Consider the following 16685-nt stretch of genomic DNA (forward strand, 5'->3'; position numbering starts at 1 on the left):
CACGGACTGGACGTGCAGAAGCACGCCCAGTCAGTCTATGCCGAGTTTCGCGCCGATATCGGCGGCAAGCTGTTCTTCGGTATAAGTGGCGGCGAGGTGGGATCCGTCTAGTTCGGCAAGCGCTTCGGCGACGGTTTCGTCGACGGGCGAGAAGAAGCCATTCTGCTTCGTCGCCAGAACGAAGATCTGGTCCCCGTCACGGTTGCGGATATCGCCGATGTGATGAAGTTGGCGGCCTGTATTCTGATCTTTCGAGATCACGCGGCCGTTGATGGTGACCTTGATGCACGGTTTGGCTTCGGCCACAGAGGCAAGACTGCCGCCAACGTGGATGATCAGACCTTCTGCCTTTGGTTGCTGGCGTGGTTTCCTGGAAGCCGAATAGCCACCGCCGCTGATCTGGTCGGCAAGGCGAACGATGGTCGAGCGGTTTTGCTCAATCAGTCTTTTGACTTGTACGTCCTCGCGCCGCGGGCCATCCCGCTTGGAGATAATCTCAACCATGAATCCTCCCAGATTCGCTCGGCGTTGCCGTTAGTACGGCTTATTTCTTTTGCGATGAACCCTACACCGCCTCGTTCAAGTACGCCATTCACATCACATAACGCCGAAATTCGAGTCGCTGGTAGCAGGTGGCTGCTACACGGGAATTCCGGTATCGGAGGTTTTGTGTGTAAATGCCACCGCGGTGGTCTTTGCAAACAGTTCGGCCGGCGGCCCCTTGCGGTCGACCCGCCGAAAATGAAGCCCACATCGCATAGCGCGCTTCGAGCCCACCCGCAGGGCTACGTGCCGTCGGATACGTAGGAGGCCTCCACCTCGGCTGGGCAATACGCGTTTCAATGCCTCCCCTGTCGTTTCCGCAAGGGCGTGAATGAATTTGGGGTGGTGATGGCATCTTGCCCGATGCGGTCACTGCCAGCGCTGAGAGATTGTATGAACGGGCCGGCGTTTTGCGCCGGCCTGCTCGCGTATCCGGATCAAGCTGCCTTGATCTTCATGTCTTCCTCGCTGCGCACCATCTTCGTCACGCCGGCGAAGTCGAGCTTGCCGGAACCGAGTACCGGCACTCTTTGAACGATGCGCACTTCGGCCGGCACCATCAGGTCCATGGCGCCGTTGGCCTTGGCGAAGGCCAGGAATTCGGCGCGCGTGGCGTTGGCTGCCTCGGTGATGAGGATCAGCTTTTCGCCCTTGCGGGCATCCGGCACCGTGGCGACGGCCGACAGCGATCCCTTCCACAATTCGCCGGCCAGCACTTCCACGGCAGCCAGCGAGATCATCTCGCCGCCGATCTTGGCGAAGCGCTTGGCACGGCCGCGAATGGTGATGAAGCCGGCCTCGTCGACGGTGACGACGTCGCCGGTGTCATGCCAGCCGCCTTCGAGCGGCTCGAGCACGCCAGGCTTTTCGGCGCGCAGATAGCCCGACATGACATTGGGGCCACGCACGTAGAGCCGTCCGCCATCATCGACGCCGGGCACCGGATCCAGGCGATACTCCATGCCGGGCATGATTTTGCCGACGCTGCCGGACCTGTTGTACATCGGCGTGTTGATGGAGATCACGGGTGCTGCTTCGGTCACGCCGTAACCTTCGAGGATGCGCAGGCCGAACTTCTCCATGTAGGTCATGCGCGTCGCCGCCTTCACCGGCTCGGCGCCGGCAAAGCAGTAGCGCACCGAGCGGAAGTCATAAGGATGCGCCGTGCGCGCATAGCCTGAGAGGAACGTATCGGTGCCGAAGATGATCGTCGCATTAGACGCGTAGATCAGTTCCGGCACGATGCGGTAGTGCAGAGGCGAGGGGTAGAAATAGACCGGCACGCCGGAGATCAGCGGCAGCACCGTGCCCGCCGTCATGCCGAAGGAATGGAAGATCGGCAGGATGTTGAAGACCTTGTCGCCCGAGTGGAAGTCGATGCGCGACGCGGCCTGGGCGGCATTGGCCAGGATGTTGCGGTGGGTGAGCACCACGCCCTTGGGCGTGCCTTCGGAGCCGGACGTGAACAGGATCACAGCCGCATCGTCGGGCTTGCGGGCAACCCGCGGCGTGCTCTTGCGCAACAGGCCGAGCAGCTTGTCCTTGAGGCCGATGGTGGCCCGCAAATCGTCAAGCCAGACGATGTCCACCGCGCGGCCGAGTTCCTCGACCACCGCGCCAAGCTTTGCCTGTTCGACAAAGGCGCGCGAGGTGAGCACGGTCCGCACGTCGGCGGCCTTGCAGGCGGACAGGATGTTCGCGGCCCCTGCGGTAAAGTTTATCATCGCCGGAACCTTGCCGGCCGACATGACGCCGAGCAGCGTCGCGCAGGCGCCGTTGGCGTTGGGCAGCATGATGCCCAGCGTCTGCTGGTCGGCGTAGAGGTGTTCGAACTTCTCGCCGAGCACCGCGGCACCCGTCAGCAACTTGCCGTAGCTCAGCGAACCGGTGACTGGGTCCTCCACGGCAAGCTTTTTCATGCCGCGCTCGTTCGCCGTCTGGATGATCTTTTCCAGCACGGTCTTGTCGATATCCTGGGTGCGGAAGACGAGGTCCGACATGACCTGGTAGAGGGCAGCGCCGGCCGCAGCGCGGCGCTTGCGGCCCTTCAGCTCCTGCGCAACTTCGAGCTTCACCGGCTCCAGGATGGTCACCTTGACCTTCGGGAACAGGCGGCGGCGCACATGCTGCGACGTCAGCCGCGAAAAGTAGCTCTTCTCCAGCCCTTCGATGCGGACGGGTACCACCATCGAGCCGGTCTTGTCGGCGACCATGGCGGCGCCGTCATAGACCTTCATCAGGCCGCCGGTGACGGTGATGCGGCCTTCGGGGAATATGACCAGCGGATCGCCGCCTTGTACGATCTTGATCAGCGTGCGGGTCGACATAGGCTTGGCCGGATTGAGCGGCAGAGCGCGGGCGAGCTTCAGGAACGGCTTCATCCACCAGGCCTGCGCGATGGTGTGGTCGATGGCGAAGACCGGCTCCTCGTCGGTCAGCGTCAAGGCCAGCGGACCGTCGAGGAAGCTGACATGGTTGAGCGCCAGGATCGGCGCCGGACCGGCAGCCTTGAGGTTATCCAGCCCCTCCACCTCCAGATGATGGAAGGCGCGGAACAGGATGGAGACGAAATCGCGGAAAGCATTCGTCGGCAGGTATTTCAGCATCAGCCATGCGGCGACGGCATTGATGACGGCGAGGCCGAACAGCACGCCTGCTATGGAGACGCCGGCTGCCTGGATGGCGGCGACAAGACCGCCACCGATGGTCATGAAGCCGGCGCTGACGACGTTGACCGCGGCGACGACACGGGCACGGCGATCCTCCGGCGCCCAAGCCTGCACCGCCGCAAAGGTCGGCACGACGAGGAAGGCGCCGGCAGTCGCCAGGCCGGCCAGGTCGATGGCGACACGGATGGTGTTCTGGCCGGCAAAGAAGGCGCTGAGCGTCTGCGCCTGGGCAGAGGCTTGCAAGCCCCAGACGCTCCAGCCGAGATCAAGTCCGAACAGGGCCATCAGGGCCGTGCCGACCGGGGCGGGCAACAGCACCATGCGCCCCTGTGACATCCACGCGGCAATGGCCGAGCCGATGGCGACGGCGACCGCGAAGACGGCGAGATAGGCGGTCACGGCGATTTCGGTGCCGCCGAGCGAATCCTTGACCATGGGGGGCAGGATGGACAGGATGATGGCGCCGACCAGCCAGAACCAGGACGCCATCAGCGCCGCCCGCCAGATGCGCTGGTTTGTGCGCAGCTCGCTGACCAGCCGCCAGGTGGAGCGCAGGACGTTCTTGTCGATCACCAGGTTCGGTGCTGCCGATCCGGTCGCCGGTATGTAGCGGCTGACGAACCAGCAACCGACGGCGAGGATCATCATCATCGGACCGAAGACCGCGATGCCGATGCCGTCGGCCGAGACAATGCCGCCGACGATCGTGCCGCCGAGGATGGCGGCGAAGGTGGCCAACTCGATCCAGGCGTTGGCGCGCGGCAGCTCCTTGCGCTCGAGGTGATCCGGCAGGATGCCGTATTTGATCGGGCCAAACAGCGCCGAAATGACGCCGAACAGGAACAGGGCCGTCAACAGCACCGGGATTGACGAGAGCGCGATGCCGGTGACCGCCAGCAAGGCGGCGCCGATCTCGACGAACTTCAGCTTGCGCGCCACGGCAGCCTTGTCGAAGCGGTCGGCGATCTCACCGCCAAGTGCAGACAGAAGCAGGAAGGGCGCCATGAAAACAGCACCCGCCAAGGTAACCAACGACGCCGCCTTGTCCGCCGACAGCGTGAACAGGATGAGGAACACCAGCGTGTTCTTCAGGAAATTGTCATTGAAGGCCGAGAGGAATTGCGTCCAGAAGAGAGGCGCGAAGCGCCGTGACGTCATCAGATGGTTGTTCATGGCAATTTCCATTGGGCAAGGCGTCGAGCAATCCGAATGGATCGAGCGGTTGCTTGCACGGTTTGAGCCTCGTTGTTAGCGGGAACCGGATTACACTTCGTTACTGCGGTTGATATCCATCAGCAGCTTTTCGGTCTTGGCGTCTTTCAACCTGCTGATGAACCGGCCCGCTTCCTCCGCGTCGCGCAACGCCCTGGTGATGGTGACGGAGGTTTTCCAGGTGCTTGAATGGTTGGGAGCATAGCTGGGCATGGATATGTTCCTTTCGTTTCAGGGTTAGGTTGGGTCGGCGCTGGTCTGTTTCAGGCCGGAAACAATCAGGCCGGCTTCGTCGTCCGTTCGAGCACTCGTCGACACTGCTCCTGAGCGGTGCGCCGCGACCGGCGGTTTGACTACCTCCATGAACGTTGTTCATGAGTGCAACATAGCACACCGTGAACGGCGTTCAAGAGAAAAATGAACGCCGTTCAAAAAATTCAGATGGAGAAGGCTAAAGAGGACGAAAGGGGGTGGATGTCAGGCCTCGCCGGCGAGTCGGCCGTTGATGTCATCGCCGGTCCGGACCTTGTGTCATACTGGTTTTGTCAAATCGCGGCCTCGGCCAATCCGAGATGGCGTTCGATCGTGTTGGCCGGTTCGACGATGCGGCTCATCGCGGACCGGCTGAGCACGCGTGGCGCCGGTCCCGCCTAGGCGTCTGAAACGTTCCGGCCCCCGGGGCGACCCAGCAACCTACGATCTCACTCCTCCGCCGGCCCGTAGAGGCCGAACTGGTCGAGCAGCGCCCGTTGCCGGTCAGCACTTTCGACAAGCAGCCCGGTGTAGCGATCGATGATCCGGTTGCGATGATCCGGATCGGAAACGGAGGAAAGTGTACCCACGATCGCTGCGACCTTTTCCGAGGCCTGCCGCAGTTCGTCCAGGAGCTCCGCCTTGCCGCCGACTTCAGCAACTACCTGCTTCGTCACCTTGCCGATGCCGGCGGGCGTGCGGCTGCCGACTGACACATAACCCTCCGGCAGATCTCCCTTGAGGTTGGTGACCGACTTGAAACGGATGACGTCGAAGACCTGGTCGACTGCCTGCTTAGCACCGGTCACCCGAGAGGGATGGTCGGTGTCGGCGGCGGCGTGCGGCAGCAGCTCGAGCCTGCCCTTATGGCGCTCTTCGAGCGGCAGGTAAGGAAGCATCGGCCCGCTGAGTTTGCCGGTCGCTGCGTCTTTGAAGAGATCGGCGTCGATCGCCGCGTGCACGATCTTGCCGGACGACAGCGCCTCGTCGAGCGCGGCGGCATCGACGACCTCGCCCCGGTCGTAGTTGACCAGCACCGCGCCGTCGTTCATCACGTCGAACACCTTCGCATCGACGGTTCCGGCGTTGGAATAGACGCTTCTCGCCGCATCCAGGCGACCGAGACCGATGTGCACGGAGAGCACGTCCGCGCCGGTTGCCGCGGCAACCGGACTTGCGGCATGTTCGAAGCCTTCCGCCTCGATCCAGCGCTTGTGATGCTCGCGGGCATAGATCGCCACCTTCATGCCGAAGGCCTTGGCGAGCTTGGCGACTTCGCGGCCGATGTTGCCGTAGCCGAGAACGGCGATCTTGCGGCCCTCGAGCTTAGCGGTGGGAAAATCCTTGAGCTGTCGGCCGGTGTCGAAGTCGCCGCCGGCGACCATCCGGTGGAGCCTGCCAACCGGCAGATCCGGAACAACTCTCAGGATCGCCTTCATCGCCATCTGGGCGGTCGCCCGGCTGTTGATACCCGGCGTGTTCATCAGCGGCGCTTCGCCGCCCTCGCCATTGCCGCCGCCCCAGGAGGCCGAGCCCATGTTGCCGGTGCCGGCGCCTATGCGCACGCCACCGAGCGGGAATACGGAGTCCTTCGGGATGAACGTCGCGGCCGCGATCAATGCGTCGTACTGGCCCTTGTCTGTCTGCGGAAGGATCTCTGCCTCGGTACTCAGGTTGGGCTGGTAGAAGAAATGGATGCGGCCCTTTTCAAGCGCCGACCGCCCGCCGAGCGGTCCGAGGTGGAAGACGCCCCCCTTTTCCTCGATATAGGCCTTTATCTCGCTGTGATCCGGCTGGCCGTCGGCGCCGAAGCGCAGGCCGACCAGATCGGCGATCAGCACCGCATAGGCGCGCGCGGGGTCGTCCTTGCGGACGCCGTCGCCTGTCTTGGCCTGGGCCTCGAAAACGACGCCGTTCTTCGCCAGTTCCTCTTCGAGAACGACGATCTTGGCGCGCAGATAGGCGTATTGCAGATTCTCCAGCAGCGCGACGATATCTTCGGGCTCGCGGATGCCACCGACCCAGGCGCGATAGTCGCCTGGCGTTCCCGGGAAGGCATTGACGTAGCGGGCCGCGTCGAGGCCGGGCTCATATTCGCTGTTCGGATGGGTGATACCCTCATAGCCGAGCAGTTGTTTCGACCGGGCGATGATGCGGGTGTGGATGCCGGGGTCGGTGATGCCGTCGTCCTCAACCTTAAGGAGCGTTACCGCCGCGCCGCGCCGTTCGGCATCGGTGACTGTCAGCGATAGCATCGGGTGCGACTTGACCCACTCGTCGATCACCTTGCGATTGGTGGCGGAACGGCGGTTGAGCTCGACGACGGAGCCGACCCGAGCCTCCGACTGTAAAAGGCCGAAGGTGGTCTCGGCAAAGGCAAGTGCGCTGTAGGTGTTGATGACGCCGCCGAGCATGCGGTCTTCTGCGGCGTCGTAGAATGGCCCGGCATCTACGGAGCGCTTGGCCGAAAGCGGTAGCTTAGGGTCGATCGGCGGCGCGATCTTCAGCTGGCGCGGGATCGCCCAGGCGGGATCCTGCTGGTTCTTTTCGATCAGTGCCAGGGCGTGAGGCGTGAAGGAGGCGACAAAATAGCCCGACACCCCGCCGATCGCCTTCTGGAACGGCATGAACAGGCAGCACTTCGCCATCACGGCGTCGACGAGTTCGGGCTCCCACGGCATGGCACCGAGCATCGAAGTGGCATCGAACACCGCATGGCGGTTTGCCGGATCGCCGTCTATCCAGCTCAGCAGTTCGTGGATCTCGGCACTGGTATAGGCATTGGCCCCGGTCGTCTCGTGGCCGACGCCGACAAAGATCGAGACGCCGAGGGCGGAGAGCTCGGCTGCCGTCGGGATCACGCCTTCTGAGACGGCGAAATGAATACGGCTCTCGCAGCCTTTTTCGGCGAAACGCTGCATCTCGATCAACTGGGTGGCCCAGGACTGGCGGAAGAAGCCAGCGGCCCTGGATAGATCGCTCTCTGGCTGCGGCGTATCGACATAGACGCGTTGGGAGGCGTCGTTGGCATTCATCAGGTGCTGGACGCAGACAGTGAAGCCACTATGGCCACCGCCGAGTCCCACTGCCATGCGGTTCGTCTTCGGGAAGTGGAAATACCGATGGATCGCCCGCATCATGTCGGTCAGGATCTTGTCCGCCGGATAGCCGCGGTGCATGCTGCGGGAAATCTCGGCGGTGGTGAAGCCACCGATGTCGTTACCCCTGTCGTCGAACTTCCGATAGGTCTTCTCAATCCAGGCGTCGAAGGCGATGCGCCGCAGGCGGCTGTCCACTTCGTCGGTGGTCGCATCGGTGATCGGGCCGACACCGAAGAACGGGTTCGACGGCAATTTTGGCGCGCCCGATCCGGTCAGTCGGAGTGCCTTCAGTCGCTGTTCCTGCATCTGCGCGATATTCATGATGATCTGCCTATCTGTTTTCCAGGGCGGGGGGCGGATAGTGGATCGAACACGAAAGAAAAAAGACGCTAACTGCGCCGAAGCGCACGCTGAATGCGTCATGGTTGCCCTGCAACGAGGAATTGCTGCCGCACGGGCGCTTTGGGGCCTCTGAACAGAGGGTGCCAGCCTCCATTATGAAATATATTTCATATAGTGAATTTTATTGACAGCGTCAGAAAAGCCGGTAATTGTCGGGGCGTCGGGTTTCTGGAGGATGTCCGGCGTCAATCAATCCAGACAGCGAGACGCTGCGGCGTTCGCGATTGTCATTGAGCATGGCTTCGGCCAAGGGAGGAATCTTGCGCAAATTTCTGAGCACGCTCGCCATGGCGGCGGCTGCGTCGACCATCTTGGTCTCGACCCAGGCCTACGCCGAAACCGGCAACCCGTTCAAATGCGAGCCGGGTGAAAAATATGTCATGAACGTCATGGTCTCGGGCGTCGAATATTGGTTCCCGGTCTATGAGATGTTCAAGCAGGCCGGGCAGCAGTTCGGCTGCGAGACCGAATACACCGGCACGCCGGAATATGACGTGAACAAGCAGATCGCCACTTTCGACCAGGCACTGGCGCAGAAGCCGGCCGGCATCCTCGTGCATCCGATGAATTCCGATCCGTTCATCGAGCCGATCAACCGCGCCACCGACGGCGGCACCGCAGTGGTGACTTTCGCCGCCGACTCGCCCAATTCCAAGCGTGTCTCCTACATCACCTCCGACAATGTCGCCGAAGGCACATATGCCGCCGACGCCGTCGCCGAGGCGATGGGCGGCAAGGGCGAATATGCCGTTCTCGAGAACCCCGGCCAGGACAATCATGACAAGCGCATCTCGGCCTTTGTCGCCCGCATGGAAGCCAAATGGCCTGATATGAAGCTGGTCGGCCGCGCCGCGTCCAACCAGGACCCGACCAAGGCCTATCAGGCAGTGCTCAGCCTCGCCCAGGCCCATCCCGATCTCGGCGCCGTCTTCATGCCGGAAGCCAATTCGGCGATCGGCGCAGCACAAGCGGCCAAGGAAGGTGGTGGCAAGATCAGGGTCATGCTGGCCGACGTCAATGCCAAGATCCTCGACATGATCAAGGCCGGCGAAATCTTCGGCTCGGTCAACCCCAACCAGGGCATGCAGGGCTATATGGGCTTCATGCTTCTGTGGCTGGCCAAGCATCCCGAGTTGATCGACCCGATGAACGACGCCAAGCGCGCCGGCGCCAACGCGATGAAGGTGCCGTTCGTCGACAACGGCTTCTCGATCGTGACCAAGGACAATGCCGACGATTTCTATTGGGACAAGTATCTCAAGCGGCGTGGCACCAAGGGCATCGAAGAGTAATCTCGAGCCGAGCCGCATCAGGGCCGGAAGGGGGGGGTCCCTTCCGGCCCCCTTCAGAACTCTTTCGCAGGAGCATGGCGTGAGCGACGCGCCCGTCCTTCAGATCCGCAACCTTTCCAAGGCGTTCGGGCCGGTCCAGGCGCTGAGTGGCGTGCAGTTCGAGCTGCGCCGCGGCGAGGTCCATGCGCTGTGCGGAGAGAACGGCGCCGGCAAGTCGACGCTGATGAACATGATCGGCGGCATCCTGCAGCCGGACGAGGGCGACATCCTGATCGACGGCAAGCCGGTGACGATCGCATCGCCCGCGGCGGCGCAGAAGATGGGCATCGCGCTGGTGCATCAGGAAATCGCGCTCTGCCAGGATGCGACGGTTGCCGAGAACATCTGCATGGCGGCGATCAACGGCCGGCGCGCGCCGCTGATGAATTTCCAGCAGGTCCATGCAGACGCCGAGAAGACGATGAACCGGCTTGCGCCTATTGCGGTGCGCACCAAGGTCGCGGACCTTTCCATTTCCAGCCAGCAGCTGGTCGAGATCGCCAAGGCACTGACGCTGGACTGCAAGGTGCTGATCCTCGACGAGCCGACCGCAGCACTGACCGAAACCGAGGCGCAGCGCCTGTTCGCAATCGTGCGCGGGCTGAAGCAGCGCGGCATTTCAGTCATCTACATCAGCCATCGCATGGCCGAGATCTTTTCGCTGTGCGACCGCGTCACCGTCTTCCGCGACGGGCGCTATGTCGCGACCGAGGCCATCGAGGCGACGTCGCCCAACGACGTGGTCCGCAAGATGGTCGGCCGCGAGATCACTCAGCTTTATCCCGACAAGCTTCCTGCCGATGCAAAGCCTGGCCGCGTACTGCTCTCGGTGAGTGGCCTGTCGGATGGTATCCGTTTCGCCAATGTCGATCTCGAATTGCGGGCCGGCGAAATTCTCGGCATCGGCGGCCTCATCGGCGCTGGTCGCAGCGAGATCGCGCAGACGATCTGCGGGCTGAGGCCTGCGACCGCCGGCAGCGCCGTACTTGGCGGAAAAAGCGTTGCGATCCGCAGCTATGCCGACGCCGTGCGCGCTGGCCTCGTCTATCTCTCCGAGGATCGAAAGGGTTCCGGCGTCTTCCTCGATCTGTCGATCGCGGCCAATGTGTCGGCACTCGACCTCGGCAAGCTTACCGGCCGTTTCGGCCTGCTCGACCGCCACGCCGAAGCAGATCAGGCGACCAGCCTGGCCAAGCGGCTCGGCGTGCGCATGGCCGGCATCGATGCGGCTGTATCGACGCTTTCTGGCGGCAATCAGCAGAAGGTGGCGATTGCCAAGCAGCTTTCAGTCGCACCGAAGGTCATCATCATGGACGAGCCGACGCGCGGCATCGATGTCGGCGCCAAGGTCGAAATCCATCGCCTGCTGAGAGACCTCGCCAATCAGGGCGTCGGCATCATCGTCATCTCCTCGGAACTGCCCGAACTCATCGGTCTGTGCGACCGGGTAGCTGTGGTGCGCGAAGGCCGCATCGCCGGCGAGCTTGGGACAGGTCAACTCAACGAAGAAGCGATCATCATGCTGGCCTCCGGCGTGCAGCCGAACGCAGTGCATGAGGGGCAGGCCCAGAATGTCGCCTAGCACGGGAGAAACCACGATGCATGCCGAGATCAGGATGGCGGATGCCAGCCGACGTGTCAGCTTCGCTCGGCTCGCCTCGATGCGCGAAGCCGGCTTGATCGTGATCATCCTGGCGCTGTGCATTGCCATGAGTTTCGCCTCGCCGCATTTCCTCACCTGGGGCAACTTCCGCGCCATGCTGATGAGCTTCTCGATCGAAGGCATCGTCGTCGTCGGCATGACCATCCTGCTGATCGTCGGCGGCATCGACCTTTCAGTGGGTTCGGTTGTCTGCTTCTCGATGGTGGTTTCGGGGGCACTGTTCCTGGCCGGGCTGGATCCTTGGACGGCGAGCCTGATCGGCATTGCAGTAAGTGCGCTGATCGGCGCGGTGATGGGCTTCTTCGTCACGGTGGTCGGGCTGAACCATTTCATCACCTCGCTGGCGGCGATGGTGATCGTGCGTGGCCTGTGCCTGGTCATCACCAAGGGTACGCCACTGTCGTTGTTCACGCTGCCGCCGGAATTCAAGGCGATTGGCCAGGGCAACCTCCAGGGCGTTCCCTATGTCATCATCATCTTTGTGGTCGTGGTGGCGGTCTTCGATTTTCTGCTGCGGCGCGCCACCGCCTTCCGCAAGGTGTTCTACACCGGCTCGAACGAGAAGGCGGCGCAGTTCTCCGGCATCAAGACTAACCAGGTGAAGTTCTGGGTAACGGTGCTGTGCGCGACGCTCTCCGGCTTTGCGGGTGTGATCTACATGGCGCGTTTCGGCGCCGCCACGCCGACCTTCGGCGCTGGCATGGAGCTCAACGTGATCGCGGCGGCCGTCATCGGCGGCGCCTCGCTCAAGGGCGGCTCGGGCACGATCTTCGGCGCCATCCTCGGCATGGCGCTGTTGTCGGTGGTCACCAGTTCGCTGATCCTGCTCGACATCTCCGTCTACTGGCAGGACATGATCAAGGGCTGCATCCTCCTGGCGGCGGTGTCGGCCGACCACTTCCTGCACCGTAAGAAGTCCTGAGTTCGAGACGATAGAGCGATCATGGCACCCCCAAACACACGCGACGACATCTCGACCGTCCGCCAGATGCATCAGGCACTTGTCCTCCACTACATGGAGGGCAAGACGCAGGCCGAGATCGCCAGGGAACTCGGCATCTCGCATGCCACCGTCAACCGTCTGATCAAGCGCGGCCACCAGCTCGGCCTGGTCGAGATCAAGATCAAGTCGCCGATCGATCATCTGGTCGATCTCGAAGCGCGGCTGGTGGGGCTCGGCGGCATCGAGCGTGCGGTCGTGGTGCCAACGGTCTCGGAAAACCCGCAGACGGCGCTGCTGCGGGTTGGCGAGGCAGCCGCCAACCTCCTGCTCGAAACGATCAAGGACGGCGACACCATCTCGATCACCGGCGGCAAGGGCGTCAGCGCGCTGGTCGCCGGGCTGAAGCCCGGCCGCAGCTATGACGTCGAAGTCATTCCGGCGACCGGGCTCGTGCAGGGAAAACACTACACCGACGTCAATCACGTCGCTTCGCTGATGGCCGACAGACTGGGCGGCCGCGCCTACCAGATCCATGCGCCGCTATTTGCCGACACGCCGGAACAGCGCGAGATGCTGATGGGCGTGCGCGCGGTGGCGGACGTATTTCGCCGGGCGCGTGAGGCCGATGTCGCGGTGGTCGGCATCGGTTCGATCCTGACCGACGATTCCAGCTATTACGACCTGCATCCCTCCTCCAGCGCCGACCGCCAGGCTATCGAACGCTCGGGCGCATCCGGCGAATTGCTGGCACACCTGATCGACCGAAACGGAAAGCTCAGCAACTACACGCTCAACCGCTCGCTGGTGTCGCTCACCCTTGACGAATTCGCCACCATTCCGCGCTCCATCGGCGTCGCCAGCGGCCCGAGCAAGATCGCGCCGATCCTCAGCGCCATGCGCGGCAATCATCTCGACATCATCGTAACCGACGAGGCCACCGGCCTTGGCATTCTCGACCTTGCCGAAAGAGAGGCAGCATGAGTTCAGAACAAATCCTGCGTGCGATCGGCGCGTCCGGCATCCAGGCATCCGCCGTTGGTCTCGGCACTTGGGCGATCGGCGGCTGGATGTGGGGCGGAACCGACGAGCAAGCCTCGATCCGCGCCATCGAAGCCTCCATCGACGCCGGCGTCAGCCTGATCGACACCGCGCCTGCCTATGGCCTCGGTCGCAGCGAAGAAATCGTCGGCAAGGCGATCAAGGGCAAGCGCGACAAGGTGGTGATCGCCACCAAATGCGGGCTGAACTGGCATTCCGGCAAGGGCAACCATTTCTTCGACCAGGACGACAAGCCGGTGCACCGCTATCTCGGCGCCGACGGCATCGTCTATGAGCTGGAACAGAGCCTGAAGCGGCTCGGCACCGACTACATCGACCTCTACATCACCCACTGGCAGGACCCGACCACGCCGATCGCCGAGACGGTGGCGGCATTGGAGAAGCTGAAGGCGTCCGGCAAGATCCGGGCGATCGGCGCAAGCAATGTCAGCACCGGGGACCTTGAGCACTATGTCGCTGCCGGCCAGCTCGACGCCATCCAGGAACGCTATTCGATGATCGACCGCGAGATCGAAGGCACGCTGTTGCCGATCACGCGCAAGCATGACGTGGCGACGCTGAGCTACTCCTCGCTGGCGCTCGGCCTGCTCACTGGTTCGGTCGATCCGGGGCGCAGCTTCACCGGCGACGACCAGCGCAAGGACAATCCGCGCTTCTCGGCCGGGAACCGGCAGAAGGTGGCGGCGCTCAAGCAGGCCATCCGCCCGATCGCAGAACGGCACGAAGCCTCGATGGCGCAGATCGTGATCGCCTGGACCCTGGCGCAGCCGGGCATCACCTTTGCGCTATGCGGCGCCCGCAATGCCGATCAGGCGCTCGACAATGCGCGTGCCGGCGAGATCAGGCCCAGCCGCGATGAACTGGCCGCCATAGACACAGCGATAGCCATGCATCTCTCCCAGATGGCTGCCTGAGCAGACGAGGCATTTCCGCAATGAAGCGCAACGAAACACTCGCCGCGCTGCTAGAGCGGCCCGACATTGCCGTGCTGATTATCGGCGGCGGCATAAACGGCATCAGCGTCTTTCGCGAGCTTGCCCTGCAAGGCGTCGACGTGCTGCTCGCCGAGAAGGGCGATTATTGCAGCGGCGCCAGCGCCGCGCTCTCGCGCATGGTGCATGGCGGCCTGCGCTATCTGGAGAATGGCGAGTTCAAGCTGGTCAGGGAATCGCTGCGGGAACGCGACCGGCTCTTGAGGAATGCGCCGCACTACGTCGCGCCGCTGCCGACGACGGTGCCGATCTTCGACATCTTCTCCGGCATCGCCAATGGCGCCGTTCGCTTCCTCGGCCTCACCCGGCGGCCGAGCCGGCGTGGGGCACTCGTCATCAAGGCCGGGCTGACGCTCTATGACGTCTTTACGGCATCGCGCCGGCTGATGCCGGCCCATCGCTTCCGAGGGCGCAATGAAACGCTCGAGACGTGGCCGGCCATCAATCCGGCGACCCGCAGTTCGGCGACCTACTACGACGCCTGGGTGAGTCGACCCGAGCGGCTTGGCCTTGAGATGCTGAACGACGCGATGGCGGCTTCACGCGCCGCGCGTGCGCTGAACTATGCGCGGATCGGTTCCGACGAAGACGGCCTCGCGCTGACCGATACCGTTTCGGGAGAGACCCTGCCGCTGCGCCCGCGCCTGGTCATCAATGCCACCGGCGGCTGGATCGACCTGACGAACAAGGCGATCGGCGCGCCAGCACCGCGCATGATGGGCGGCACCAAAGGCTCGCACCTGATCGTCGACAACCAGGAGCTCCATGACGCGCTTGGTGCGAACATGGTCTATTACGAGAACGAGGACGGACGCATCTGCATCCTGTTTCCCTATCTCGGCAAGGTCCTGATCGGCTCGACCGAAATCCGCGTCGACGATCCCGACACCGTGCGCTGCGAGGACGACGAACTCCAGTACATCCTGCAGTCGCTGGCCTTTGTCTTCCCATCGATCAAAATCGCCAAGCATGAGATCGTCTTCCGCTTCTCCGGCGTCAGGCCGTTACCAGCCAGCAAGGACAGTTTCACGGGCCGCATCCCGCGCGACCATTTTTGCGAATTCGTCGAGCCGGTTGGCAACCTGCCGGCGACGCTCTGTATGATCGGCGGCAAGTGGACGACGTTCCGCTCGTTTGGCGCGCTGGCAGCCGACGTGGCGCTGGAGCGGTCGGGGCTGGTACGCACGGTCGGTACCGAGGATCTCGCCATCGGCGGCGGCCGCGATTTTCCTTCCGATCCCGCAGACTGGTGCGCCAGGCTGGCGGTGGAGCACGGATTGACGATGCCCCGCGCGCAAAATCTTCTGGAGCGCTACGGCACATCCGCAGCCGGAATTGCGGCGGCAATTTCGGCGGTGCCGGACCCGATGTTGCCTGGCACGGATTATTCCACCGGCGAAATCCGGCTGATCATCGAGCGTGAGCACGTCGAGTCGCTGGCTGACATTTTCCTGCGTCGTACCACCATAGCCATAGCAGGCGACTTGACATGCCAACTGGTCGATGCCGTGCTTTCAATCCTGGCCATCTGCAAAGGCTGGAGCACGGCTCAGGCCGATACCGAACGCGCCGCCTTTCTGTCGCTGCTGGAGCGTCAGCACGGCGTCCTTCTGCCGAACCTTCCCGGCGAAAACAACAAAAGGAGCGCAATATGCGCGTGAACAAGAAAGTCCGCATGAACCGGCTGTTCGGAAAAGGCCGCTGCCTCGACGTTGCCATTGATCATGGCGTCTGCAACGAGCCAAGCTTCCTTGTTGGGTTGGAAGACATGGCCGGCGTGGTCGAAAAGCTGGCGAAGGCCGGGCCGGACGCTATCCAGATGAACTATGGGCAGGCCGACCTGCTGCAAAACTTGCCCGGCAAGGACAAGCCGGCACTGGTGATGCGCATCGACATGGGCAACCCGTACAACAAGGTTCGCCACCGGGCGATGTGGGCGGTGCTGCAAAACGAGGTCGAACCGCTGATCGGCGCCATCGAGATGGATGCCGCCTGCGTGGTCGTGAACCTGTTCATGCTGCCTGACGAACCGGATCTCTTCCGCCAATGTGTTCAGAACATCTCCCGCGTACGCGCCGACTGCGAAAAGTACGGCATGCCGCTGATGATCGAGCCCCTGGCCATGCTGCCGGTCGCGGAGCATGGCGGCTACATGGTCGACGGCGATGCCGGGAAGATCGTCACGCTGACGCGGCTGGCGCGCGAGATGGGTGCCGATGTCATCAAGGCAGACCCGACGACCGACCCCAACGACTTCCACCGCGTGGTCGAGGCGGCGCGCTGCCCGGTGCTCGTACGCGGCGGCGGCAAGGAGGATCTGCACGCCGTGTTCGACAAATCGGCAACGCTGATGGCGCAAGGCGCACTGGGTATGGTCTATGGACGCAACATCTATCAGCACGCCAGTCCGAGCGCCGTCGTGCGGGGCCTGATGGCGATCATCCATGACGGCGCCGACGGCGCCGCTGCCTGGGATCTGTACAACCAGGCGTAAGGCGGCCGACTGCGGGAGGAGCCA

The 16685-nt window shown here is 63.1% G+C and carries 12 protein-coding genes; 8 read left to right on the forward strand and 4 right to left on the reverse strand.

The window, feature by feature from the left end; genetic code table 11:
- Positions 1-30: 30 nt before the first annotated feature.
- From AC1RUK_RS05240 to AC1RUK_RS05250, 3 genes are all read right to left on the reverse strand, one after another.
- Positions 31-504 (reverse strand): hypothetical protein, encoded by a 474-nt coding sequence (locus AC1RUK_RS05240; protein ID WP_481836499.1) that lies wholly within the window; start codon positions 502-504, stop codon positions 31-33.
- A 476-nt stretch (positions 505-980) separates the two neighbouring features.
- Positions 981-4385, reverse strand: coding sequence for an acyl-[ACP]--phospholipid O-acyltransferase (locus tag AC1RUK_RS05245; RefSeq protein ID WP_481840198.1), 3405 nt, complete (start codon positions 4383-4385; stop codon positions 981-983).
- A 90-nt stretch (positions 4386-4475) separates the two neighbouring features.
- Positions 4476-4637 (reverse strand): hypothetical protein, encoded by a 162-nt coding sequence (locus AC1RUK_RS05250; protein WP_481836497.1) that lies wholly within the window; start codon positions 4635-4637, stop codon positions 4476-4478.
- A gap of 204 nt (positions 4638-4841) precedes the next feature.
- Here AC1RUK_RS05250 and AC1RUK_RS05255 point away from each other — a divergent pair, with 204 nt between their 5' ends.
- Positions 4842-5078 (forward strand): hypothetical protein, encoded by a 237-nt coding sequence (locus AC1RUK_RS05255; protein ID WP_481836496.1) that lies wholly within the window; start codon positions 4842-4844, stop codon positions 5076-5078.
- 47 nt (positions 5079-5125) lie between these two features.
- Here AC1RUK_RS05255 and AC1RUK_RS05260 read toward each other — a convergent pair whose 3' ends face one another.
- Positions 5126-8101, reverse strand: coding sequence for an NAD(P)-dependent oxidoreductase (locus AC1RUK_RS05260; protein ID WP_481840327.1), 2976 nt, complete (start codon positions 8099-8101; stop codon positions 5126-5128).
- Positions 8102-8439: 338 nt separating this feature from the next.
- On the opposite strand from AC1RUK_RS05260, the gene AC1RUK_RS05265 reads away from it, so the two are divergent.
- The 7 genes from AC1RUK_RS05265 (at position 8440) to AC1RUK_RS05295 (ending at position 16661) form a co-directional block, all read left to right on the forward strand.
- A complete protein-coding gene (locus AC1RUK_RS05265; protein WP_481836495.1) occupies positions 8440-9471 on the forward strand; it encodes a substrate-binding domain-containing protein in 1032 nt (343 codons plus the stop codon).
- A 79-nt stretch (positions 9472-9550) separates the two neighbouring features.
- Positions 9551-11092 carry a sugar ABC transporter ATP-binding protein gene (locus AC1RUK_RS05270; RefSeq protein WP_481836494.1) on the forward strand — a complete coding sequence of 514 codons (1542 nt, stop codon included), beginning with the start codon at positions 9551-9553 and terminating at the stop codon, positions 11090-11092.
- A gap of 16 nt (positions 11093-11108) precedes the next feature.
- Positions 11109-12095: an ABC transporter permease gene (locus AC1RUK_RS05275; RefSeq protein ID WP_481836493.1), complete on the forward strand. Its 987-nt coding sequence runs from the start codon at positions 11109-11111 to the stop codon at positions 12093-12095.
- A gap of 21 nt (positions 12096-12116) precedes the next feature.
- A complete protein-coding gene (locus AC1RUK_RS05280) occupies positions 12117-13097 on the forward strand; it encodes a sugar-binding transcriptional regulator (protein ID WP_481836492.1) in 981 nt (326 codons plus the stop codon).
- Positions 13094-14089, forward strand: coding sequence for an aldo/keto reductase (locus AC1RUK_RS05285; protein WP_481836491.1), 996 nt, complete (start codon positions 13094-13096; stop codon positions 14087-14089). The genes AC1RUK_RS05280 and AC1RUK_RS05285 overlap by 4 nt, the downstream gene beginning before the upstream one ends.
- A 20-nt stretch (positions 14090-14109) precedes the next feature.
- Entirely contained in the window at positions 14110-15828 is a 1719-nt protein-coding gene (locus AC1RUK_RS05290; protein WP_481836490.1) for a glycerol-3-phosphate dehydrogenase/oxidase, read from the forward strand.
- The gene (locus AC1RUK_RS05295) at positions 15819-16661 is read left to right on the forward strand and encodes a class I fructose-bisphosphate aldolase (RefSeq protein WP_481836489.1); all 843 of its coding nucleotides are present in this window, start codon (positions 15819-15821) and stop codon (positions 16659-16661) included. Before AC1RUK_RS05290 ends, AC1RUK_RS05295 begins: the two co-directional genes overlap by 10 nt.
- Positions 16662-16685: the final 24 nt, after the last annotated feature.

It is taken from the genome of Mesorhizobium monacense (assembly GCF_056781675.1).